Origin of the sequence: Streptomyces rapamycinicus NRRL 5491 (assembly GCF_024298965.1) — a bacterium.
Taxonomy (GTDB): Bacteria; Actinomycetota; Actinomycetes; order Streptomycetales; family Streptomycetaceae; genus Streptomyces; species Streptomyces rapamycinicus.
On record NZ_CP085193.1, the window covers coordinates 6,269,651 to 6,289,490 of the forward strand.

Sequence of the window (19,840 nt, forward strand, 5' to 3'; positions counted from 1 at the left end):
CGCAACCGAACGGACGCCGGGCGCGCTCCGCGCACCGCCCGGCGGCAGCATGGTGACCATGGTTCTGCCCGCGTTCCTGACCAGGACGATCAGGCTGCTGCTCGGCCGCGCGGACCGGCCGCTGCACACCCAGGCGGCCGTCGTGGCCACGCTCGTCCTCGGCGTGACCATGCTGCTCGGCTCGTACGCCGCCGTAGCGGCCGAGCGCGGCGCCCCCTCGGCGAACCTCACCAGCTACCCCAAGGCCCTGTGGTGGTCGGTCGAAACCGCGACCACGGTCGGCTACGGCGACTTCTACCCGGTCACGCTCTGGGGGCGGCTGATCGCCTGCGTGGTGATGTTCGTCGGCATCACGGCCTACGGCATGATCACCGCGGCCATCGCCGCCTGGTTCGTCGGCCGCGAACAGAAGCGGCAGCACCGCTTGACCCAGGGGGCCCATGACCGCCTCCTCGGCGGTGAGCGGCGGCTCTCGGCGGACGCCGAGGCGCTGTACGCACGCTTCGACCGCCTGGAGGGGATGATCGCCTCGCGCGGCGGACGGCACGGCGGTGGCGACGATCTCACACGCGGCTACGGGGAACCCCGACCGGGAGAACGGAGCTGAGGCCCGTGCCCCCGCCGAAGCGAACCGCTCAGAAAGTCGTTGCCGTACCGCAAGGCAAGAGCGCCTGCGGAAATCTTCCGTAGGCGCTCTTCGGATCGGTGGCCGGGGTCCGTGGCCGCGACGGCCGCGGTGGTCAGGAGAATGCGGACGTCCTCGCGGACTGGAGCTGGCGGCGGGTGTAGAGGCGGCCTCGACGCTTGGCCATGCTCAGGAATATGACCGTGGGGACGGCGCAGACGAGGATGGCGAAGACACTGGCGTCCGGACCGAAGCCGCCTCCGCTGATCACGTCGGGGCCGGACAGCACGCCGTGGACCAGGCCGCCGGGCAAGTCCTCGTTGCCGGAGGCCGTGATGCCGAAGATGCCACTCTGGGCGAAGTTCCAGGCGAAGTGCAGGCCGATCGGCAGCCACAGGGTGCGGGTGGCCGCGTAGGCTGCGCCGAGCATCAGGCCGGCCTCGATGGCGATGGCCAGCGAGCCCCACACGGTGGCACCGGGGTTGACCAGGTGAATGGCTCCGAACAGCAGGCCCGAGATGGCCAACGCACCCCGCGTACCGGCGAGATCCTCGACGAGACGGAAGACGGTGCCGCGGAAGAGGAGTTCCTCGACGACCGCGACCCCCGCCATCATCCCGAAAAGGGTCACCGCGCCGCCGACGGACACCCCGCCCTTCGTGCTGTATCCGCCGAACAGGGCGATCAACGCGAACGTCGCGACGAAGAGCCCGAGGCCGACGGGGATGCCGATGCGTAGGCCGGACCCGGCCACGGTGGTGTCCAGGTCGGACGCGGGGCGCTGTTCGAGGAACCGTACCGCCGCCGCGTAGACCGTCAGGGCGATCACCACGGCCGCCGCGCCGAACAGCAGGGACAGCACCGGGTTGTCGCCCGCCACGCCCCTCATCCCCGCAGCGAATCCCGTCACCAGGACGAACAGCACCACCATCACCGCAAGCCGCACCCCGGTCGGCCACACCCGGCGCGTTGGCTCGAACGGTGACTGCGAGAACTGGCGCTTCACCCACTGCGCTGCCTGTGCGTTCCAGAGCGACATGACACTACTCCCTCGTTGACCAGCGGCCCGGCCGCCCCTGCATCGATGGGAACGCTATGAGCAGGGGGCACCCTGGAACGTGCCCCCGAGGTGGACAATCGCGTGTAGCTCGCACGGGGGACAACGGGAGAGGTGCGCCAGGACGGTTCAGCCCTGCGCGGTGACCGGGCCCACCCGGCGGGCGAGCACAAGTCGAGCCGTACGTCCATCCCAAGGGGCCTTCCACGGCGCTGTTCGGAAACGAGCACACCGTTGATCCCGCGAACGGGCGGCTCACCAGTAGGCGCGGTCGTCCCAGGGCTCGAACCCCGCGCATTCGACGGGGTCGTCGTCCTCGTCCAGCGCTGCCAGCCCCGCGGTGGCGAAGGTGCCGCGCTGCCAGGCGAGGAGCGCGTCGACGAGGCCGCGGTCCCACGGCCGGTCCTGCCGGGCGTGGCGGGGCCAGACGATGAGGGGCCAGCCGTCGGGGTCGTCGCCGTCGGTGATCCAGCCCAGGTAGTCGCCGTCGATGGAGTTGGCGAAGGGCAGAAAGCCGCCGGGCTCGGGCCACCTCGCGAGGGGAAAGTCCTCCGGGTACTCCTCCTTGAGCTGCCCGTAGCCGTCCAGGGTGGACTCGACGTGCCGGACGAAGCCCAGGCCGGCCGGGCGCAGCGGGGTGTGGAAGCGCAGCCAGCCGCTCCAGCACCCGGCGCCGTACAGGTCCAGGAGGGCCAGGTATTCCCGTGGCAGCCGCGTGCCCAGCTCCTCGAAGAGCCCCTCCCAGGTGCCGCCGCCCAGGTACGGCGCTTCGGGGGGCGGGGACAGCAGGCGCAGGGCATCCAGCCCGGTGCCGGTTTCCAGGGCGGCGTGGCGTTCGGCGTCGGTGAGGCGGGGAACCGTGGGCTCGGGCGGCGTCCAGGGCCCGGCCTCCGGCAGAAAGGCGGTGCGGGCGACGGTGCCGGGCAGCGGGCCCATCAAGGGGCCGGGCGGGGAGGGGAGTTCCCAGGTCTCACGGACCATGTGCCGCAGGTAGCCGGTGAGTGTGAGGTCGTACCGGTGCCAGGGGAGGAGGCCGCTGCCGGGGACGGGCCCCGCGTGGAGGACGACCACGGTCCACTCGTTGGGATCCTCTGAGACGGAGGTGTCCCAGAACAGCACGTCGCTCCCGCGGGTTTCGCCCCAGGCGAGGAGTCCGCCGGGGGCCGGGTGGAAGGCCGGCCGCTCCGACTCCGGCAGCTCGCGGCTCTCGATACGGGCCTCGCGGTGCGTGTCGCGCAGCCAGTTCCCGTAGTCGAAACGTTCCGCCTGGACGCACGGCACGTGGATCCATACGAACTCGCCGAAGTCCAGTGGCCCGTAGGCGTCGGCCAACCGCTTGTAGTCGTCCGGCAGCGCCACCCCCAGCCACGCCTCGACCGCTGCCCAGTCGACGGGGAGCGACGCGGGCGGCCGCTCCGGGCCGGGGGTGGTGAACGCGGCGATGTCCAAGGTCACGTGTGGTCCTCCGGATCGGATGGTCGGACCTACATCGTCGCTGTTCCGCGGTGTTACGCGGTTACGCGTCCGACCGGACTACGGGGCGGTACCGTTCTTGTCCGCCCCGCCCCGCCCCGCCCCGCCCCGCCCAGCCCAGCCATCGAGGTCGCGCCCGCCCGCGCTGTTGGCGGCGACGGCTCGTTTCAACAGCACGGGATCGGCCAGGGTATCGGGGTGGCGCAGCATGGACTGGACGTCGCCGAACGCCGGCGCGAGGCGTCGACCACCAGTCCCCGCCCCGGCGGGCGGCTCGGCCGCCACGAGCCGCTCAGACACGGAAACTGTCGACTCGGACATGGATGTACCTACCGGGGATCTCTCAACTCGTGTGGCTGGGCGGGCTGTCAGGCTTCGCCGGGCAGGCGAGGTCCTGCGCCGGGCGCTGTCCGCCGGTCAGGAATGCCGTCACCGCGTCGTTCGCGCACGTGTTGGGGCCGTATGGATAGACGCCGTGTCCGCCCTGGTCGGCCGTCACCATCGTGGCCCGCTTCCCGAAGGCCCGCCGCAGCTTCTTGGCGCCGGCCAGCGGTGTCCCCGGGTCGCGCTCGTTCTGCACCATGAGCACGTTCGACGGGCCCCGGCCGCCGATGCGCACCGGCGGCTCGACCCGCTCGTCCGGCCAGAACGCGCACGGTCCGATGCTTGCCGCGGACCCGCCCAGCATCGGGTACCTCAGCCGGTCGACCGCGACATCGCGCTGATACTCCCGGACCGTGCCCGGCCAGCGCGAATCACCACACATGACATAAAACCGGGCGGCCATGAAGTTCTCCATGCCCTCCATCGACGGCGGGGTGTCGGGCGGCAGCGGCCGATCCTTGTCGAGCGCCTGCCACATCTCGGCCACCAAGGGCATGGACGCGTCGCTGTAGAGGCGGTCAAAGGTGATTCCGCGGACAACGTCGCGTCGATGCCCCGGACCGGCTTCGCCTCCAGTCGCTTCGCGAGCTCGAAGAACTTCGCGGTCACCTGCTCCGGTGTGGTGCCCAGACCGTACTCGGGGTGCGCGGCCGCGAACGCCGCGAAGTCCGGGAACCGGTCCTCCATTCCACGGGCGAGCGACCGCATGGCCGTGACGTCGTAACCGCCGGGGCTCAGGTTGCTGTCGAGCACGATCCGGTCGCTGCGCCCCGGGAACAGCGTCGTGTACACCGCGCCGAGGTAGGAGCCGTAGGACCCACCGAGGTAGGAGAGCTTCGGCTCGCCCAGCACCGTCCGGATCCGGTCCATGTCGCGCGCGGTGTTCGCGGTGGTGGTGTGCGGCAGCATCCACGCCGTCCGCGAGGTGGCGCACTGCTTGGCGACGGTCCGCGCGTTCCCCGCCGCCCGCGCGACATCGGCCGCGGTGTGCGCGTACGGCGGCAAGTTGCCGCGGTTCCGCTGTTCCGGCGTCAGGTCGCAGGTCACCGGCGTGCTGCGGCCGACACCGCGCGGGTCGAAGCCGATCACGTCGTAGGAGTCCAGCACCTTCTGCGGCAGCTTCGAGGCGGCGAGGACGGCCGGGTAGCCGAGCCCTGTGATGCCGGGGCCGCCTGGATTGGTCAGCAGCACACCGCGGCGTTGCGAGGGGTTTTTGCTCGCCAGCCGGGAGATCGCGATCTCTATCTGACGGCCGTCGGGATCGCGGTAGTCCAGCGGGACTTTCAGCGTCGAGCACTCGAGACGGGGTGAGTCGGCCTTACGAGATGAGTCGGTCTTACGGGATGAGTCGGCCTTGCGGGATGAGTCGGCCTTCTCCGAGCACGGGCCCCACCGCACGGTCTCCGGCGTCGCCGCCGCCGTGTCCGGCGTCGCCACCGACACTTCCGGAATCACGGTCAGCGCCACCGCGGTCGCCGCCACCGTGGTCGCGGCGAGGGCGAGGGACAAGGTTTTTCTGCGCATCTGATGTCTTCCTGAGGGGGCGGGAGGAGGTACGGGGGCGTACGAGGGCGTACGGGGCGCCGAAAGTCGTGGGCGGCCGGGCCGAGCGCGTGGACGGCGGGTGCTCTCCCCGGGCGCGCCGGCGCATCTGCCGCAGGTGTGGGTCCGTCGTGTCCCGGATGGGCGTCAGGTCGTTCCCCGGTCGCGGATTCCTCCGGAGTTTCCGGGCCGCTCGGCGGTCGGTTCCTTGCGCGTGTGTGCCCAGCCACCGGACACCATGGCGACGAGCGCGATGAATCCGAGGACGATCATCTGGCCGGTGAGGCCGCCGGGAACCCCGTTGAGGATGCCCCACAGCGGCTCGGAGTCCGGGTTGAGCAAAGCGCGGATCATCGCTTGGGCGGCCAGGACTGTGATGACCATCCCGACTGCCTCAAGGGCCACATAGCCACCCTTGCGCATCGCGTTTCTTCGTCTGGTGTTCGGTCGTCTCGGCACGGACACGAGTCTGTTCGGGCGGCCCGGCAGGCACATCGGCCCGGCGGCTCGCATCGCCTTCGACCGAGGACGAGGTGGTGATCCGACCTTGGTCGAGGGCGCATCATCCCGCGGCCCGACTCATCGGCCGCACGGTGTCGCGATACTGGCCAGGTGAACACGGACGTCGCGCCACGGCTGGGGTGGTGGCAGCAGGCATGGCGGCTGGGTGCGGCCGCGGCAGTGGGTATACCGCTCTGGCTCTCCATCGGTGTGGTGGCGCAGGGGCAGACGGGTGAAACGGGCTCGTGGTTCCTCATCGGTGATCCGCTGGTGGCTCTCGGCTGCCTGACGGCGCTTCTGTGGCGGCGGCGGTTCCCGCTCGCCGTCGCCATGACGGTCGCGATCGCCTCGACCGCGTCGGCACTCGCCACCGGCGCCGCGTGTCTTGGGCTGGTTTCGCTCTCCACGCGTCGCCGTCCGGTGGAGAGCGGGGTCGTCGGGCTGGCCTTGGTGACCGCGTCGCAATTCACCGGCGGGCTCTACCCGGTCCAGCGCTCGCCCGGCTCGTGGTGGCTCGAACTCACGCTCCCGGCACTGACCGCGGGCATCGCGGTGGCCATGGGCATGGCCATCGGCGCGCGCCGCGTCGAATTGCGGTCCTTGCGGGACCGGGCGGAGAGCGCGGAACGGGAACAGACCGCACGAGCGGCGCAGGCACGGGCCCTGGAACGGAACCGGATCGCCCGCGAGATGCACGACGTACTCGCGCACCGGATCTCCCTGGTCGCCATGCAGGCCGGAGTGCTGGACCACCGCGGCAACCTCACAGCCGAGGAGAACCGGGTGCTGGTCCGCGGCATCGCCGACGGCTCCCACCAAGCCCTGGAAGAACTACGGGACGTCCTCGGGGTGCTCCGGGCCGACGCGGCCCGCCCGGAACCACCCCAGCCCTCCCTCGACCGCATCCCCGACCTGGTGGCCGACGCGCGCACATCCGGACTGGACGTCACGCTCACCACCACCGTGGCGGGAACACCGTCCGACGCCATCGGACGCACCTGCTACCGGATCGTCCAGGAAGGCCTGACCAACGCCGCCAAACACGCCCCCGGCGCACGCGTACACATCACCCTCGAAGGAACAGCGGGCGACAACCTCGACGTCAGCGTCCACAACTCGCCATCCACCAGGGCGACCGCACCACCACCGACATCGGGATTCGGCCTGCTCGGCCTCACCGAACGCATCACCCTCGCCGGCGGAGAACTCGACCACCACCCCACACCCGACAACGGGTACCTCCTCACCGCGCGACTACCGTGGCCGAACCCCACCCACGAAAAGAGAGCATGAGTGGATACCGAGCGGGAGCCGGTGCGCGTCGTCATCGTCGACGACGACCAACTGGTGCGCATGGCGCTGCGCCTCGTCATCGACGGTGAACCGGACCTGACCGTCGTCGCGGAGGCGGCCGACGGGGACGCCGCGATCACCGTGGTGGACGAGCAGCGGCCGGACGTCGTCCTGATGGACGTGCGGATGCCCGGCCGCGACGGTCTCAGCACGACCCAGGAACTCCTCACCCGACCGGCGCCGCCGCGGGTGCTCATGCTGACCACATTCGACTCCGACGATCTGGTGCTCGGCGCACTGCGCGCCGGAGCACTCGGGTTCGTCCTCAAGGACACCCCGCCGGCGCGGATTCTCGACGCGGTGCGGATCGTCGCGGACGGCGACCCCGTGCTGTCTCCAGCGGCCACGGCGCGGGTGATCGCCGCGGCCACCAGCCCGCAGTCCGCTCACGCTCGCGACTCGTCCCGCGGGGCCGCGCGGAAACAGCTGTCCACACTGACGGAACGAGAACTCGACACCGCTCGGGCCATCGCGGACGGACTGGGCAACCCGGAGATCGCCGAGCGGCTGCACATCAGCGTCGCGACCGTAAAGGCGCACATCGGCAGCCTGTTCGCCAAGCTGGCGGTCGACAACCGGGTGCAGATCGCACTCCTGGTCCGCGACGCGGAGGAATGACCGGCCCGGCGCGGCGGGCGGTACCGGCACGGCCGCGCTCGCCCAAACAATCTGCGTACGGGGTGCGGCCGTCGATTTGTTCGATCCTGAAGCCGTTTCGGCATATGCCGTGACGGCCGTGGCTACCATGAGCCTCATGGACCTCGACATGCGCCGGGTGCGCTACTTCGTGGCCGTGGCAGAAGAGTGCAGCTTCGTGCGGGCAGCGAGCCGCCTGTACATGACTCAGCCGGCACTCAGCCGCCAGATCCGGGCGCTGGAGGAGGATCTGGGCGTGGTCCTCTTCCTGCGCGACCGGCAGGGCACTGTACTGACGCGGGCGGGGCACCAATTGCTGGAGGACGCCCGGCCGATGCTGGCGATGTCACAGGCGGTGCAGCAGCGGGTCCGGACGGCGAGCCGGGAGGTGAACCACTTCACCATCGGCTTCATGCCGGGTGTCATCGTCACACCCATCGTGCGGGAGTTCGCCCGGATGGCGCCGCAACTCGACATCGAGGTCGTGCACACCTCGATCACCGACCAGGTCGACTTCCTGCTCGACGGGCGGGTCGACGTCTGCTACGTACGGCTGCCGCTGCCCGAGGCCATGTTCGAGGTGGTCCCGCTCTTCCCGGAGCCCCGTGTGGTGGCGCTGTCCACCGCGCATCCGCTCGCGCAACTCAAGGCGGTGCATGTCGAGGACCTGTATGACACGATCCTGTTGCAGGATCCGCGGGACGTCCCGGAATGGCGCGGGCGAGTCCCGCGCGATCCGGTCGCGCCGCAGGCGGACACCGGACGGTTCCCGGTGACGATCGAGGAGTGCCTGGAGGCCGTCGCTTCCGGCGCCGGATGCTACGTCATGCCGGCCGGCATGGCCGGCTTCTACCGCCGTGACGACGTGACCTGCCTGACGCTGGAGGGCGTCGCCCCGCGCACGGTCGCCCTGGCTTACACCAAGCACCGGACCATGCCCGAGCTGCACCAGTTCGCTGAGCTCTCCCGTCGCATGCTCGGCCCGGACCCCGACTGACATCCGGTACCGGCGGCCCGGCGGCATGCGGGGCCCGCGCGCCGCCGGTACCGAGAGCCCAGCGGCGCGGTGCCGCCCGACCGGATCGCCGACCGTTCAGCCCAGGGACGGCATGAGGCCGGTCTGCATGAGGAAGCCCGCGAAATTCCAGTAGTCGCGGTTCTCAGTGATGAGCTCGTTGGCCCGCACACCGATGGTGACGCCGGGGCATTCGAACCGCTTCCCGGTGGCCGGTATCCCGAGTTCGAAGTCGGAGCGGTCGTGCGTGCCGGAAAGGACCCATTCGAACGAGTAGGAGTCGCCCGACTCCACGACCTTTCCCAGGGTGAAGAAGTAATCACTGGAAAAGCTCGCGTCCATTCTGTCGATCAACGCCTTGGCCGCCTGCTTGCCCTTGAAGGTGCCACCGAAAGCGGTATCGACGACCTGGATGTTCTCGCTCATCATGTCGACGACTGCCTGCGAGTCGTGCCTGTTGCAGGCATCGACATAGCTTTTCACCCAGGAGGGCGGGTTCTGCTCGTTCATGGGTTTCCTAACCGGTCTCAATCGGATGCGACGGCGCGCATGGCGAGGCACATAAACGCCCGACGGTACGGAGTGGCCTTATGGCTGGTCCGTTCCGGGAGGGGCAAATATTTGCGTACTGATTGTTGAGCAGGCGGAGCCCGCGCCGCCAATGCCGAATCGGGCCGTCCTGATGCCGCATCGGCATGTTGGGAGTTCGCAGTCGGGATCTCGGCGCACTCGCCGTACTGAAGTGTCCGTTCGGCTACGGCCGCGGACCCGCCGTCGGTACCGGGCCGGCGTTCGCGGTTGTCGGCGCCGGGCCCCGCTCATAGCGGCGGCGTCCGTTCGTCCGCCACGTTCCACCGCCTTCGTCGACCCGACTGGTGGACGCGCTCCGGCACGCAAAACACCCCCTGCCCTGCGTTTCCGCAGTTCAGGGGGTGTAAGAGCGGTAGCGGTGGGATTTGAACCCACGGAGGAGTTGCCCCCTCACGCGCTTTCGAGGCGCGCTCCTTCGGCCGCTCGGACACGCTACCGAGGGAGAGCCTAGCGGACGGGTGGCCGGGAACCGAAATCGGTTCCGGGACCGGCCCGCGCGGCGGGGTTCAGGGCTTGCGGAAGAAGGCGGTCAGGGGGGCCGCGCAGGCCTCCGCCAGGACGCCCGCGATGACCTCGGGGCGGTGGTTGAGGCGGCGGTCGCGGACGACGTCCCAGAGGGAGCCGACCGCGCCGGCCTTCTCGTCCACGGCGCCGTAGACCAGCCGGTCAAGGCGGGACAGGACGATCGCGCCGGCGCACATCGTGCACGGCTCCAGGGTGACCACCAGGGTGCAGCCGGTCAGCCGCCAGCCGCCGAGGTGCTGGGCGGCGGCTCGGAGGGCGAGGACCTCGGCGTGGGCCGTGGGGTCGCCGTGGGCCTCGCGCTCGTTGCGGCCGCGCCCGAGTACCGCGCCGTCCGGGCCCAGCACGACGGCGCCGACCGGCACGTCTCCCGTCTCGGGCGCCCGCACCGCCTCCTCCAGCGCCAGGCGCATCGGTTCGCGCCAGGGGTCGCGCAGGGGGTCGGGGTCGGGGCCGGGCAGGAGGCCGGTCAGCGGATCGGTCATGACATCAGTGTGCGGCGGTCAGCGCACCGCCTCCAGCCCCTCCATGCTGCATCCGAGCATCTCGGCGATCGATTCGAGGGCGTCCCCGTCGAGTGCCTTCAGCTCCTTCTCGTCCATACCGAGGTCGGCCAGGATGTCGGCGTCGCCGAGCGGGCCGATCGGGACCGGGGCGTCGTCCGCGTCCTCGTCGTCCCGGTCCGGCTCGCCGTCCTCGGTGCCGTCCAGGTCGACCAGGCTGTCCAGATCGTCGTCGGGGTCCCGGCCGAGCAGCTCGTCGGTGAGCATCGAGCCGTACGAGGTGCGGGCGGCCGCTGCCGCGTCCGATACGTAGATGTGCGGGTCGTCCTCGCCGTCCACGCGGACGACGCCGAACCACGCGTCTTCGTGCTCGATGAAGGCCAGTACCGTGTCGTCGTCCTTGGAGGCCAGACGGGCCAGTTCGATCAAGTCCGTCAGGGTTTCCACGTCATCGAGCTCTGTGTCGCTCGCTTCCCACCCTTCTGCGGTGCGCGCGAGCAATGCGGCGAAGTACACCGTGACTCTCCCACTGGTCATAGGCGTGCCGGGGGCGGGCGGGACAGTGTCCCGCCCCAATCGGAATCGTGGCAGAAACCGTCGCTTCGCGAGAGGTCTTCCACGCTGCGTCGTGCACCAGTCCAAAGAGATGTGGCTCACGCGGACGGAATCGAAACGCGCGGAAACCGTCTCCGGCGGTTCGGCGGAAGCTCACCCGAGCTCACCAGGAGAACGTCCGCATGTGTATCGCGCGGCGCATCCGGGCCGCGCGGGCCTGCCGGGGACGCACCTGGTCCCGTACCGCCCGGGCCTCGTTCAGCGCGCGCAGGAAGCGGTCGCGACGGCGGCGGCGGTCCGCGGCGGTTTCCCTCGCGGTCGCGTCGGCCATGGTCACTCACTCCTCGGGGCCGAGGTATCGCCCGGCGGGGGCCCGAGCGCTGTTGCCCACTTTCCCCCGAATCAGAGGTTTGATGCCAGTACGGTGGCAGACGGTCGAGCGCGGGGAGGCGCACCGAGGGCGTCACCGGCGGGAGCCGGGCTCCGGGGGCTCGGTTAGTGTCGTTGCCATGCGGATCCACGTCGTCGACCACCCGCTGGTGGCGCACAAACTCACCACGCTGCGCGACAAGCGCACCGACTCCCCCACCTTCCGGCGGCTCGCCGACGAACTGGTGACCCTGCTCGCGTACGAGGCCACGCGCGATGTGCGCACCGAGCAGGTCGACATCGAGACCCCGGTGACGGCCACGACCGGGGTACGGCTGTCCCATCCGCGCCCCATGGTCGTGCCGATCCTGCGGGCCGGTCTCGGGATGCTCGACGGCATGGTGCGGCTGCTGCCCACCGCCGAGGTCGGCTTCCTGGGCATGATCCGCGACGAGGAGACGCTCCAGGCGTCCACCTACGCCACCCGGATGCCCGAGGACCTCTCCGGCCGTCAGGTCTACGTCCTGGACCCGATGCTCGCCACCGGCGGGACGCTCGTCGCGGCGATCAGGGAGCTGATATCGCGGGGCGCCGACGATGTGACCGCGCTGTGTCTGCTGGCGGCGCCCCAGGGCGTCGAGCTCATGGAGCGCGAACTCGCCGGGGCGCCGGTGACGGTGGTCACCTCGTCCGTCGACGAGCGGCTCAACGAGCAGGGGTACATCGTGCCGGGGCTCGGCGACGCGGGCGACCGGATGTACGGGGCCGCGGGCTGAGCCCCTCAACGGCCCCTCAACGGCTCAGCGGCAGGGCGATCCGGAGGGCGCGGGCGAGGGCTTGGCCAGGGCGGCCAGCGCCTTGTCCGCGTCCTTCTGCTCGACCAGGTCCTTGAAACCGTTGCCGATGATCAGGTCGATGTCCTTGCCGTCGCGCGCGTCGTTCTTGGTCTGGGCACCGGCGAGTTGCGTGCCGAGCACGTTGAAGGCCCCGTCGCCGGCGCCGGGGGCGCCGAGCAGCATCCCGGTGGCCTTGACCTTCTTGTCGTACCGGGTCGGGGCGTTGCCCACCTTCCCGATCTTGAAGCCGCGCTTCTCCAGCTCCTTGGCGGTGTCCTTGGCGAGGCCGGAGCGCGTGGTCGCGTTGTAGACGTTGACGGTGATCTGGGAGGGCTTCGGCAGCCTCCCGCCCGTACGGCCGCCCTGGCCGCTGTCGGACCGGCCGGACTTGGCGTTCTCGTCGGGGTGCTTGCCGCCGCGCTCGCACTCGCCGGTGCCGTGCGCCGCGCGGACCTTCTGGCCGCCGCTGTCGCCGGAGAAGACGTCGATGAGCTGAAGTGTTCCCCACCCGACCAGGCCGAGCGCCAGGACCGAGCCGAAGGCGGTGAACATCAGCCGCCGACGGTTCCGGGGCCGGCTCATCCGCGGGTAGCGATCGCCCGTAATGCGGTACTTTCCGCCCATGCCGGGAGGGGTCAGCATGCTCATGTGCGCAGCGTAGTGCGGCCAGGTGGCGATGCCTACTAAATGATCAATGGTTGGTGCTCAGACCAACCCGAAAGGGTCAACAGAGATCGGAAGTCGATCAACGGCGATCGGTCACCGGGGGCGGGGGCGCGGTCAGCCCTCGAGCTCCAGAACGCGCGCGTGCAGCACCTGGCGCTGCTGGAGCGCGGCGCGCACCGCCCGGTGCAGCCCGTCCTCCAGATAGAGGTCGCCCTGCCATTTCACGACATGGGCGAAGAGGTCCCCGTAGAACGTGGAGTCCTCGGCGAGCAGCGTCTCCAGGTCGAGCTGCTGCTTCGTCGTGACCAACTGGTCAAGACGTACCGGGCGTGGGGCGACATCCGCCCACTGGCGGGTGGATTCCCGGCCGTGGTCGGGATAGGGCCGACCGTTTCCGATGCGCTTGAAGATCACACGGAAAGCCTACCGGGCAAGCCCCTCCCGGCGCAGCCAAGGCGCCCGAGTGCCGGGCCGGAGCCGGGTCCGGCCGCACTCGGAAAATTGGAAAAAATGCGCGAAAGGGGCTAGGCGCTCATGGGTGCCCGGAGTAACGTAAATAACAGCCTGCGGGGCGAGCGAGGGAGCTCGACCGGAGAGGCGCTCACGACAGAGGACGCAAGTCCCCCGAGAGGGTGTCTTCTAGATGGCCGGGCTGAGAGGCTCGAAGGTCGGGGAGACCTGAGAGCGACCTCCAACACCTGATACGGACAATGCCGCCGAAGGGAGCCCACCTCGCAGGTTTTGTCCTGCCCGCGCACCATGGCCTCATGGCTGTTCCCCAGCGCCCGCCGGGCCCACACGGCGCGCCGGAGCCGCGCCGCTGTCTGGTCACCGGCGCCACCGGCTATATCGGCGGCAGGCTGGTGCCCGAGTTGCTGGCCGCGGGGCATCAGGTGCGGTGCGTGGCCCGCTCGCCCGAGAAGCTGCGCGACCAGCCCTGGGCGGGGCGGGTGGAGACCGTACGCGGCGATGTGACCGACGAGGAGTCCGTGCGCGCCGCCATGGAGGGCGTGGACGTCGCGTACTACCTGGTCCACGCGCTGGGCACCGGATCCGGCTTCGAGGAGACCGACCGCCGCGCCGCCCGGATCTTCGGCGAACGGGCCCGGGCCGCGGGGGTGCGCCGGATCGTCTACCTCGGCGGGCTGACCCCGGAGGGCGTCCCCGAGCGCGAGCTCTCGCCCCATCTGCGGTCCCGGGCCGAGGTGGGCCGGGTGCTGCTGGACTCCGGGGTGCCGACGGCCGTGCTGCGGGCCGGGGTGATCATCGGTTCGGGCTCGGCCTCGTTCGAGATGCTGCGCTATCTGACCGAGCGGCTGCCGGCGATGGTGACGCCCCGCTGGGTGCGCACCCGCACCCAGCCGATCGCCGTCCGCGATGTGCTGCGGCTGCTGGTGGGCTGCGCCACACTGCCGGACGAGGTGCACCGGGCCTTCGACATCGGCGGCCCCGACGTCCTCACCTACCGCGCCATGATGCGGCGGTACGCGCGGGTGACCGGGTTGCGGCGGCGGCTGATCGTGCCGGTGCCGGTGCTCACCCCCGGTCTTTCCAGTCTGTGGGTCGGCCTGGTCACCCCGGTACCCGGCGCCATCGCCCGCCCGCTGGTGGAGTCGCTGCGCCATGAAGTGGTCTGCGCCGAACGGGACATCACCCGCTATGTGCCGGACCCGCCGGGCGGGCCGCTCGGCGTGGACCGGGCGCTGGAGCTGGCCCTGCGGCGGATCCGCGACGCGGAGGTGGCCACCCGCTGGTCCTCCGCCGCCACCCCCGGCGCCCCCAGCGATCCGCTGCCCACCGACCCCGACTGGTCGGGCGGCAGCCTCTACCAGGACCGCCGCGAGCGCGCGGTGGACGCCTCGCCGGGGGACGTCTGGCGGGTGGTGGAGGGGATCGGCGGGGAGAACGGGTGGTACTCGCTGCCGCTCGCCTGGGTGCTGCGCGGCTGGATCGACACCCTGGCGGGCGGCGTCGGGCTGCGCCGGGGCCGCCGGGACGCGGCGCGGCTCAGAGTGGGGGACAGCCTCGACTTCTGGCGGGTGGAGGAGGTCCTGCCGCCCCGGCTGCTGCGGCTGCGCGCCGAGATGCGGCTGCCGGGCCTGGCCTGGCTGGAGATGGTGGTCGACCGGGACGCGCAGGGCGGGACGGTGTACCGGCAGCGGGCGCTGTTCCATCCGCGCGGCCTCGCCGGGCATCTGTACTGGTGGTCGGTCGCGCCATTCCACGCGCTCGTCTTCGGCGGTATGGCCCGGAACATCGCCGCCCGGGCCGAGAGGGGCGAGGCCGGGACGGGCAGGGGCGGGAAGGACGCGGCCGGGACGAGAGCGTCCGCGTTCCGCGCCCGGTGAGCCCCGCCGGTGCGGTGCTGCCGAACCCCGCCGTCACCGGGACCCGTTCGGGGACCCGTTCGCGGATCGTTTCGCGGATCGGTTCGCAGACCGGTCCGCGGATCGGTTCGGCCGCAGCCCCTCGAAGGCGAGCGGCAGATGCCGTGGCCCGCGCAGCACCGCGTTGCGCCGATAGGTCGGCGGGTCCTCCAGCAGCCGGGGCCCGTCCAGCCGGCGGGCCAGCTCGGTCAGCGCGATCTGCGCCTCCAGCCGGGCCAGCGGGGCGCCGAAACAGCTGTGGACGCCGCTGCCGAAGCCGAGGTGCTGGTTGTCCCGGCGCTGCGGATCGAACCGGTCGGGGTCGGGGAAGCGCTGCGGATCGCGGTTGCCCGAGGCCAGCAGCAGCCACACGGACGCCCCCTGGGGGATGGTCACGCCCGCGATGTCGATCTCCGAGAGCGGGGTGCGCCGGGGAAGCATCTGCACCGGCGGATCGAACCGCAGCAGCTCCTCCACCAGCGGGACGACCAGATGGGGATCCTTGCGCAGCCGGGCGAGCACGTCGGGGTTGCGCAGCAGGGTCAGCATCCCGTTGGTGATCAGGTTGACGGTGGTCTCGTGCCCCGCCACCAGCAGCAGCGCCGCGGTGCTCAGCAGCTCCACCCGGCTCATCCGCCCCTCCGGGCCGTCCCCGCCGACCAGGGCCGAGAGCATGTCGTCGCCGGGTGCGCGGCGGCGCTCCTCGATCAGCTCGGACAGATACGTCGCCAGTTCCGTACGGGCCTGCCGGGTGATCCGCCGCCGCTCGGCGGCGTCCGCCTCCGGGCCGGGGTCCGGACTGGCGGCGAGGGTGTCGGCCCAGGCGTGGAAGCGCGGCTCGTCCTCCCGTGGCACCCCGAGCAGCCGGGAGATCACGGTCACCGGGAAGGGGTAGGAGAAGTGGTCGACGAGATCGATCCGGTCCCGCCCCGCGAAGCCGTCGATCAGCTCGCCGACGATACGGGTGAGTTCACCGCGCATCTCGTGGAGCCGGCGCGGGGTGTGCGGCGGGCCGAAGGGCGCCGTCGCGAGCCGGCGCAGCCGGTCGTGCTCGGGCGGGTCCAGCCTCAGGAAGCTGGGCGGCAGCCCCGGGTCGTCGTCCTCCTCGGGCAGCTCCGAGGCGGCCCGGGGGTCCAGGTTGCGCGCGTCGGAGCTGAGCCGGGGGTCGTGCAGCAGACCGTGGATCTCCCAGTAGGTGGAGACGATGTACGGCCCCTCCTCGTCGTGCACCACGGGCGTCTTGCGCAGCTCGGCGTAGATCGGGTACGGGTCGGCTCGATGGGCGTAGTCGGTGATCTGCCGTACGAGCGAGCCTTGCGTCTGCGTCATGGCTGAGTGCGTTCCTTCGTCGGGGTCGTCCCCCTGCTCAGCATCGGTGAGGCGGCCCGGGCCCGCGCGTACAGCCGGGCAAAGGGGCGAACGCGCGAGCGTGGCCCGCTCGCTACGATGGAGCGCCGCACGCCGGGCGCGTGCGGTGGGGAAGGAGACGGTGTGACGGACCACGACCGGACCGGCGGGCCCGGCTGGCCCCGCCGCCCCCGTCGGCGTGGCCAGGGCGAGCTGGAGGCGCAGGTGCTCGCGGCGCTGAGCCGGGCGCCGGGGCCGGTGACCGCCGCATGGGTGCAGGAGCGGATCGAGGGCGAGCTCGCCTACACCACGGTCATGACCATCCTGTCCCGGCTGCACGCCAAACAGGCCGTGACCCGTGAGCGCGCGGGCCGCTCCTTCGTCTGGCGCGCGGCGTCGGACGAGGCGGGGCTCGCGGCGCTGCGGATGCGCCGGGTGCTGGACGGCCAGGACGACCGCGAGGCGGTCCTGGCCAGCTTTGTGACCGGGCTGACCCAGGACGACGAGCGGCTGCTGCGCGACCTGCTGAGCGACGTGGCGGAGGAGCCGGAGGACTGACCGATGGGCGTCTTCGTCTTCCTCCCGCTGGTTCTGCCCCTGACGGCGCTGCCGATCGCGCGGCTCGCCGAGCAACATCTCCATCCGCGCACCGCCACCCGGCTGCTGACGCTCGTCGGCACCGTGCTCGCGGTGTGCTCCACGCTGTGCCTGGGGCTGCTGATGGTCGTCGGCACGGCGCAACTGCCCGGTAACCCGCTGCCGGACAGCTGGTCGGACCCCGAGGTACGGGCGGCGGTGCCCTTCGACGTGGTGGCCGGGAAGGCGGCGATCGGCGCGCTGGCGGCGGTGGCCGCCTCCTGCGCCGCCACCTGTCTGCGTCATGGCCGGGTGCGGCGGGACGCCCGGCTCGCGCTCGCCGGACTGCCGGAGTCGCCGGTCGCGGTGCTGCCGGACGACAAGGCGTACGCGTACGCCCTGCCCGGGACCTCGGGGCGAGCCGGGAAGCCGGGCCGGATCGTCGTCTCCACCGGGATGCTGGACAGCCTTGAGCCCCGCGAGCGGCGGGCCCTGATCGCGCATGAGCGCGCCCATCTGACCGCGCACCACCACCGCTATCTGCTGGGCGCACAGCTCGCCGCGCGGGCCAACCCGCTGCTGCGGCCGCTGCGGGCCGCGGTGGACTACTGCGCCGAGCGCTGGGCGGACGAGGAGGCGGCCCAGGAGGTCGGCGACCGCCGGGTCACGGCGCGGGCGGTCGGCAAGGCCGCCCTGGTCTCCCGGGGCACGCCGGGGTCGGCGCTCGCCGGGTTCGCCGCGCCGGGGCCGGTGCCGCGCAGGGTCGCGGCGCTGCTGGAGCCGGTGCCGCCGTCCCGGCGCTGGCCGCCGACGTGGACGGCGGCGGGGCTGGCCCTGTGGATCGCGGCGGTGGGCACCGCCGCGTCCGCGCTGTCCTCGGCGAACGCGGCGGTCGCCCTGGTCCTCGTCCTGCACGCCGCGACCCCGCTGTAGCTCCAGGCCGCGCCCTTACGGTTGGCGGGGCGGCCGTAAGGCAGCGGCTCGCGCCTTACGGTTTGCGCCCTACGGCTTTCGCCTCGCCTTACAGGTCGAACTCGGCCGGCGGGAGCTCCAGCGTGAAGCACGCCTCGCGGACCATGGCCTGCTCGGTCTTGTCGAAGTCGCCGTCCGCGCCACCGATGACGATGCCGATCTGGATCACGGCGCGTGCCTCGGCGGGCTTCTTCTTGGCCTTGGCGACCTCTTGCATCACGCTCACCTTGCCGAAGTCGAAGTCCGCGGTGAGCTTGTTGACGTAGTCGTTGAAGCGGCGCTGCAGATCGTCGGCCGGGAAGTTCTGCAGCACCTCGTTGGAGGCGATCAGCTGGGCGACGCGCTGCCGCTCGGACGGGTCGACCGAGCCGTCCGCCGCCGCCACCAGGGCACACATCGCCATGCTCGCGTCGCGGAAGGCGCCGCTCTTCAAGTCGTTCTTCTTCGAGACGAGCTGAGTCTGCATCGTCTGGGCGGACTCCCTGATGCGGTCCCACAGGGCCATGGCCACTCACACTCCATAGGGTCGTTAGGATCTACAGTTGTGTAGAAGCTAGCAGGCTGGGTCGGTCAAGGCCGGGCGGATCGGCCCCTCTTCATCACTCTGTGAACTGATCGGAGAGGTAAAGAAGTTCCCAAGTTGAGGAGGTGACGGATGCGCTGGGCTGGGCGTAAACCCTTGTACGCGAGAGCTGAGCCTTTTGGGGCGCGAACTCGGGAGCGCCACTATGGTGCGTGGAATGTTCCACTCCACAACCCTCCGCCGAAATCTGGAAAGAGGCTGGATTTTCCCCGCAGGTTCCACGGGAGGGCGTATGTGATGAACGTCTCGCACTTACTGCCGACACGGCCCGCGCGGCGCGCACCGGCGGCCCCGCCCCCCAAGGCGGCACCGGCTCCGCCCTCCGCGCCGAAACAACGTGACGCGTTCTTCGACAACGCCAAATATCTGGCGATCGTGCTGGTCGCGATGGGGCATGCGTGGGAGCCCCTGCGAGGCGGCAGCAGAGCGGCAGCCGCGCTCTATATGACCGTCTACACGTTCCATATGCCGGCGTTCATTCTCATCTCCGGGTACTTCTCGCGGAATTTCGATCTCCGGCCGGACCGGCTCAAACGGCTGATCACGGGGGTCGCCGTGCCGTACGTCCTCTTCGAGGTCGCGTACACCTTCTTCAAACGGTGGGCGGACGACGATCCGTCCTATCCGGTCAGTCTGCTCGACCCCTGGTATCTGACCTGGTTTCTGATCGCGCTCTTCGTCTGGCGGCTGACCACGCCGCTGTGGCGGATCGCGCGGTGGCCGGTGGCGCTGGCCCTCACCATCGCCGCGCTCGCCGCCTGTTCACCGAACATCGGTGACGACCTCGATCTGCAGCGGGTGCTGCAGTTCCTGCCCTTCTTCGTGCTGGGGCTGCACCTGCGGCCCGAGCACTTCCGGATGATGCGGCGGCGCGAGGTCAGATGGCTGTCGGTGCCGGTGGTCGCGGCCGCCGTGGTCTTCGCCTACTGGGCCGTGCCGCGGATGAACCCGGCGTGGTTCTACCGCCGGGACAGCGCGCAGGAACTCGGTGCGCCCTGGTGGGTCGGGACGGTCATGACGTTCGCCCTCTTCGGCTGCTCCATGGTGCTCACCGTGTGCTTCCTCGCCTGGGTGCCCCGGCGCCGGATGTGGTTCACGGTGCTCGGCGCCGGGACGCTGTACGGCTATCTGCTGCACGGCTTCCTCGCCAAGGGCTCCCGCTTCTGGGACTGGTACGACCACCCGTGGCTGCACCGGCCGCTGGGGGAGATCGCGGTGACGGCGGTGGCGGTGGCCGTGGTGACGGCCTTGTGCGCGCCGCCCGTACAGCGGGCGTTCCGGTTCGCGATGGAGCCGCGGATGGAGTGGGCCTTCCGGAGACGCGACGGATGATCGGCGGGCGCCGGTCACGGGAGTGCACTTGTGTGA

Annotated in this window: 21 protein-coding genes, 1 tRNA gene and 1 pseudogene; 9 read left to right on the top strand and 14 right to left on the bottom strand. The window is 71.0% G+C overall.

The genetic code is table 11. The annotated features are described in order from the left end of the window. The first annotated feature begins 58 nt into the window (after nt 1-58). Nucleotides 59-607 carry a potassium channel family protein gene (locus tag LIV37_RS26270; protein WP_121825260.1) on the top strand — a complete coding sequence of 183 codons (549 nt, stop codon included), beginning with the start codon at nt 59-61 and terminating at the stop codon, nt 605-607. 133 nt (nt 608-740) lie between these two features. Here LIV37_RS26270 and LIV37_RS26275 read toward each other — a convergent pair whose 3' ends face one another. The 5 genes and pseudogenes from LIV37_RS26275 to LIV37_RS26295 all read right to left on the bottom strand — a co-directional run bounded on the left by LIV37_RS26275 (nt 741) and on the right by LIV37_RS26295 (nt 5,540). Next, entirely contained in the window at nt 741-1,664 is a 924-nt protein-coding gene (locus tag LIV37_RS26275; RefSeq protein ID WP_020870127.1) for a CPBP family intramembrane glutamic endopeptidase, read from the bottom strand. 273 nt (nt 1,665-1,937) lie between these two features. Further along, a complete protein-coding gene (locus tag LIV37_RS26280) occupies nt 1,938-3,137 on the bottom strand; it encodes an SMI1/KNR4 family protein (RefSeq protein WP_020870128.1) in 1,200 nt (399 codons plus the stop codon). Nucleotides 3,138-3,215: 78 nt separating this feature from the next. After that, the gene (locus LIV37_RS26285; RefSeq protein ID WP_208928764.1) at nt 3,216-3,455 is read right to left on the bottom strand and encodes a hypothetical protein; all 240 of its coding nucleotides are present in this window, start codon (nt 3,453-3,455) and stop codon (nt 3,216-3,218) included. A 43-nt stretch (nt 3,456-3,498) separates the two neighbouring features. Continuing rightward, nucleotides 3,499-5,063 (bottom strand): annotated as a pseudogene (locus LIV37_RS26290) (alpha/beta hydrolase). Between the two features lie 165 nt (nt 5,064-5,228). Further along, nucleotides 5,229-5,540: a hypothetical protein gene (locus LIV37_RS26295; protein WP_148717798.1), complete on the bottom strand. Its 312-nt coding sequence runs from the start codon at nt 5,538-5,540 to the stop codon at nt 5,229-5,231. 153 nt (nt 5,541-5,693) lie between these two features. Here LIV37_RS26295 and LIV37_RS26300 point away from each other — a divergent pair, with 153 nt between their 5' ends. The 3 genes from LIV37_RS26300 (at nt 5,694) to LIV37_RS26310 (ending at nt 8,568) form a co-directional block, all read left to right on the top strand. After that, nucleotides 5,694-6,875, top strand: coding sequence for a sensor histidine kinase (locus LIV37_RS26300; RefSeq protein WP_020870131.1), 1,182 nt, complete (start codon nt 5,694-5,696; stop codon nt 6,873-6,875). Further along, nucleotides 6,876-7,553 (top strand): response regulator, encoded by a 678-nt coding sequence (locus LIV37_RS26305; RefSeq protein ID WP_020870132.1) that lies wholly within the window; start codon nt 6,876-6,878, stop codon nt 7,551-7,553. It abuts the gene before it with no gap. Nucleotides 7,554-7,689: 136 nt separating this feature from the next. Further along, complete coding sequence (locus tag LIV37_RS26310; protein ID WP_020870133.1) at nt 7,690-8,568, top strand: LysR family transcriptional regulator; 879 nt, start codon at nt 7,690-7,692, stop codon at nt 8,566-8,568. Between the two features lie 96 nt (nt 8,569-8,664). On the opposite strand, the gene LIV37_RS26315 is transcribed toward LIV37_RS26310, so the two are convergent. From LIV37_RS26315 to LIV37_RS26335, 5 genes are all read right to left on the bottom strand, one after another. Then, the gene (locus LIV37_RS26315) at nt 8,665-9,096 is read right to left on the bottom strand and encodes an ester cyclase (RefSeq protein WP_020870134.1); all 432 of its coding nucleotides are present in this window, start codon (nt 9,094-9,096) and stop codon (nt 8,665-8,667) included. Nucleotides 9,097-9,527: 431 nt separating this feature from the next. After that, a tRNA-Ser gene (locus LIV37_RS26320) sits at nt 9,528-9,614 on the bottom strand. 69 nt (nt 9,615-9,683) lie between these two features. Next, a complete protein-coding gene (gene tadA, locus LIV37_RS26325) occupies nt 9,684-10,184 on the bottom strand; it encodes a tRNA adenosine(34) deaminase TadA (RefSeq protein WP_020870135.1) in 501 nt (166 codons plus the stop codon). An 18-nt stretch (nt 10,185-10,202) separates the two neighbouring features. Next, entirely contained in the window at nt 10,203-10,739 is a 537-nt protein-coding gene (locus LIV37_RS26330; RefSeq protein ID WP_165556255.1) for a tRNA adenosine deaminase-associated protein, read from the bottom strand. A 181-nt stretch (nt 10,740-10,920) separates the two neighbouring features. Beyond that, on the bottom strand, nt 10,921-11,088 hold the full coding sequence (locus tag LIV37_RS26335) for a hypothetical protein (RefSeq protein ID WP_020870137.1): 168 nt from the start codon (nt 11,086-11,088) through the stop codon (nt 10,921-10,923). A gap of 178 nt (nt 11,089-11,266) precedes the next feature. Here LIV37_RS26335 and upp point away from each other — a divergent pair, with 178 nt between their 5' ends. Then, nucleotides 11,267-11,902, top strand: a complete 636-nt coding sequence (gene upp, locus LIV37_RS26340) for a uracil phosphoribosyltransferase (protein ID WP_020870138.1) — start codon at nt 11,267-11,269, stop codon at nt 11,900-11,902. A 24-nt stretch (nt 11,903-11,926) separates the two neighbouring features. Here the strand turns inward: upp and LIV37_RS26345 are convergent, their stop codons facing one another. Both LIV37_RS26345 and LIV37_RS26350 read right to left on the bottom strand, forming a co-directional pair. After that, entirely contained in the window at nt 11,927-12,610 is a 684-nt protein-coding gene (locus LIV37_RS26345; protein WP_121824490.1) for a LytR C-terminal domain-containing protein, read from the bottom strand. Nucleotides 12,611-12,742: 132 nt separating this feature from the next. Next, nucleotides 12,743-13,042, bottom strand: coding sequence for a type II toxin-antitoxin system VapB family antitoxin (locus LIV37_RS26350; RefSeq protein ID WP_014061825.1), 300 nt, complete (start codon nt 13,040-13,042; stop codon nt 12,743-12,745). Nucleotides 13,043-13,395: 353 nt separating this feature from the next. On the opposite strand from LIV37_RS26350, the gene LIV37_RS26355 reads away from it, so the two are divergent. Further along, nucleotides 13,396-14,976, top strand: a complete 1,581-nt coding sequence (locus LIV37_RS26355) for an SDR family oxidoreductase (protein ID WP_020870140.1) — start codon at nt 13,396-13,398, stop codon at nt 14,974-14,976. Nucleotides 14,977-15,009: 33 nt separating this feature from the next. On the opposite strand, the gene LIV37_RS26360 is transcribed toward LIV37_RS26355, so the two are convergent. Next, entirely contained in the window at nt 15,010-16,323 is a 1,314-nt protein-coding gene (locus tag LIV37_RS26360) for a cytochrome P450 (protein WP_020870141.1), read from the bottom strand. Nucleotides 16,324-16,485: 162 nt separating this feature from the next. Between LIV37_RS26360 and LIV37_RS26365 the strand changes: the two genes are divergently transcribed. Both LIV37_RS26365 and LIV37_RS26370 read left to right on the top strand, forming a co-directional pair. Further along, complete coding sequence (locus LIV37_RS26365) at nt 16,486-16,899, top strand: BlaI/MecI/CopY family transcriptional regulator (protein ID WP_020870142.1); 414 nt, start codon at nt 16,486-16,488, stop codon at nt 16,897-16,899. A 3-nt stretch (nt 16,900-16,902) separates the two neighbouring features. Further along, a complete protein-coding gene (locus tag LIV37_RS26370) occupies nt 16,903-17,850 on the top strand; it encodes a M56 family metallopeptidase (RefSeq protein ID WP_121824489.1) in 948 nt (315 codons plus the stop codon). Between the two features lie 88 nt (nt 17,851-17,938). On the opposite strand, the gene LIV37_RS26375 is transcribed toward LIV37_RS26370, so the two are convergent. After that, nucleotides 17,939-18,394: a tellurite resistance TerB family protein gene (locus tag LIV37_RS26375; protein ID WP_020870143.1), complete on the bottom strand. Its 456-nt coding sequence runs from the start codon at nt 18,392-18,394 to the stop codon at nt 17,939-17,941. Nucleotides 18,395-18,709: 315 nt separating this feature from the next. On the opposite strand from LIV37_RS26375, the gene LIV37_RS26380 reads away from it, so the two are divergent. Then, complete coding sequence (locus LIV37_RS26380) at nt 18,710-19,804, top strand: acyltransferase family protein (RefSeq protein ID WP_020870144.1); 1,095 nt, start codon at nt 18,710-18,712, stop codon at nt 19,802-19,804. Nucleotides 19,805-19,840: the final 36 nt, after the last annotated feature.

Excerpts from the sequence above, each read along its gene's own strand:
- upp (WP_020870138.1), top strand. The coding sequence starts at position 11,267 with ATGCGGATCCACGTCGTCGACCACCCGCTGGTGGCGCACAAACTCACC.
- LIV37_RS26275 (WP_020870127.1), bottom strand. The coding sequence starts at position 1,664 with ATGTCGCTCTGGAACGCACAGGCAGCGCAGTGGGTGAAGCGCCAGTTC.
- LIV37_RS26310 (WP_020870133.1), top strand. The coding sequence starts at position 7,690 with ATGGACCTCGACATGCGCCGGGTGCGCTACTTCGTGGCCGTGGCAGAA.
- LIV37_RS26370 (WP_121824489.1), top strand. The coding sequence starts at position 16,903 with ATGGGCGTCTTCGTCTTCCTCCCGCTGGTTCTGCCCCTGACGGCGCTG.
- LIV37_RS26345 (WP_121824490.1), bottom strand. The coding sequence starts at position 12,610 with ATGAGCATGCTGACCCCTCCCGGCATGGGCGGAAAGTACCGCATTACG.
- tadA (WP_020870135.1), bottom strand. The coding sequence starts at position 10,184 with ATGACCGATCCGCTGACCGGCCTCCTGCCCGGCCCCGACCCCGACCCC.
- LIV37_RS26380 (WP_020870144.1), top strand. The coding sequence starts at position 18,710 with ATGAACGTCTCGCACTTACTGCCGACACGGCCCGCGCGGCGCGCACCG.
- LIV37_RS26360 (WP_020870141.1), bottom strand. The coding sequence starts at position 16,323 with ATGACGCAGACGCAAGGCTCGCTCGTACGGCAGATCACCGACTACGCC.
- LIV37_RS26330 (WP_165556255.1), bottom strand. The coding sequence starts at position 10,739 with ATGACCAGTGGGAGAGTCACGGTGTACTTCGCCGCATTGCTCGCGCGC.
- LIV37_RS26315 (WP_020870134.1), bottom strand. The coding sequence starts at position 9,096 with ATGAACGAGCAGAACCCGCCCTCCTGGGTGAAAAGCTATGTCGATGCC.
- LIV37_RS26335 (WP_020870137.1), bottom strand. The coding sequence starts at position 11,088 with ATGGCCGACGCGACCGCGAGGGAAACCGCCGCGGACCGCCGCCGCCGT.
- LIV37_RS26375 (WP_020870143.1), bottom strand. The coding sequence starts at position 18,394 with ATGGCCCTGTGGGACCGCATCAGGGAGTCCGCCCAGACGATGCAGACT.
- LIV37_RS26270 (WP_121825260.1), top strand. The coding sequence starts at position 59 with ATGGTTCTGCCCGCGTTCCTGACCAGGACGATCAGGCTGCTGCTCGGC.
- LIV37_RS26355 (WP_020870140.1), top strand. The coding sequence starts at position 13,396 with ATGGCTGTTCCCCAGCGCCCGCCGGGCCCACACGGCGCGCCGGAGCCG.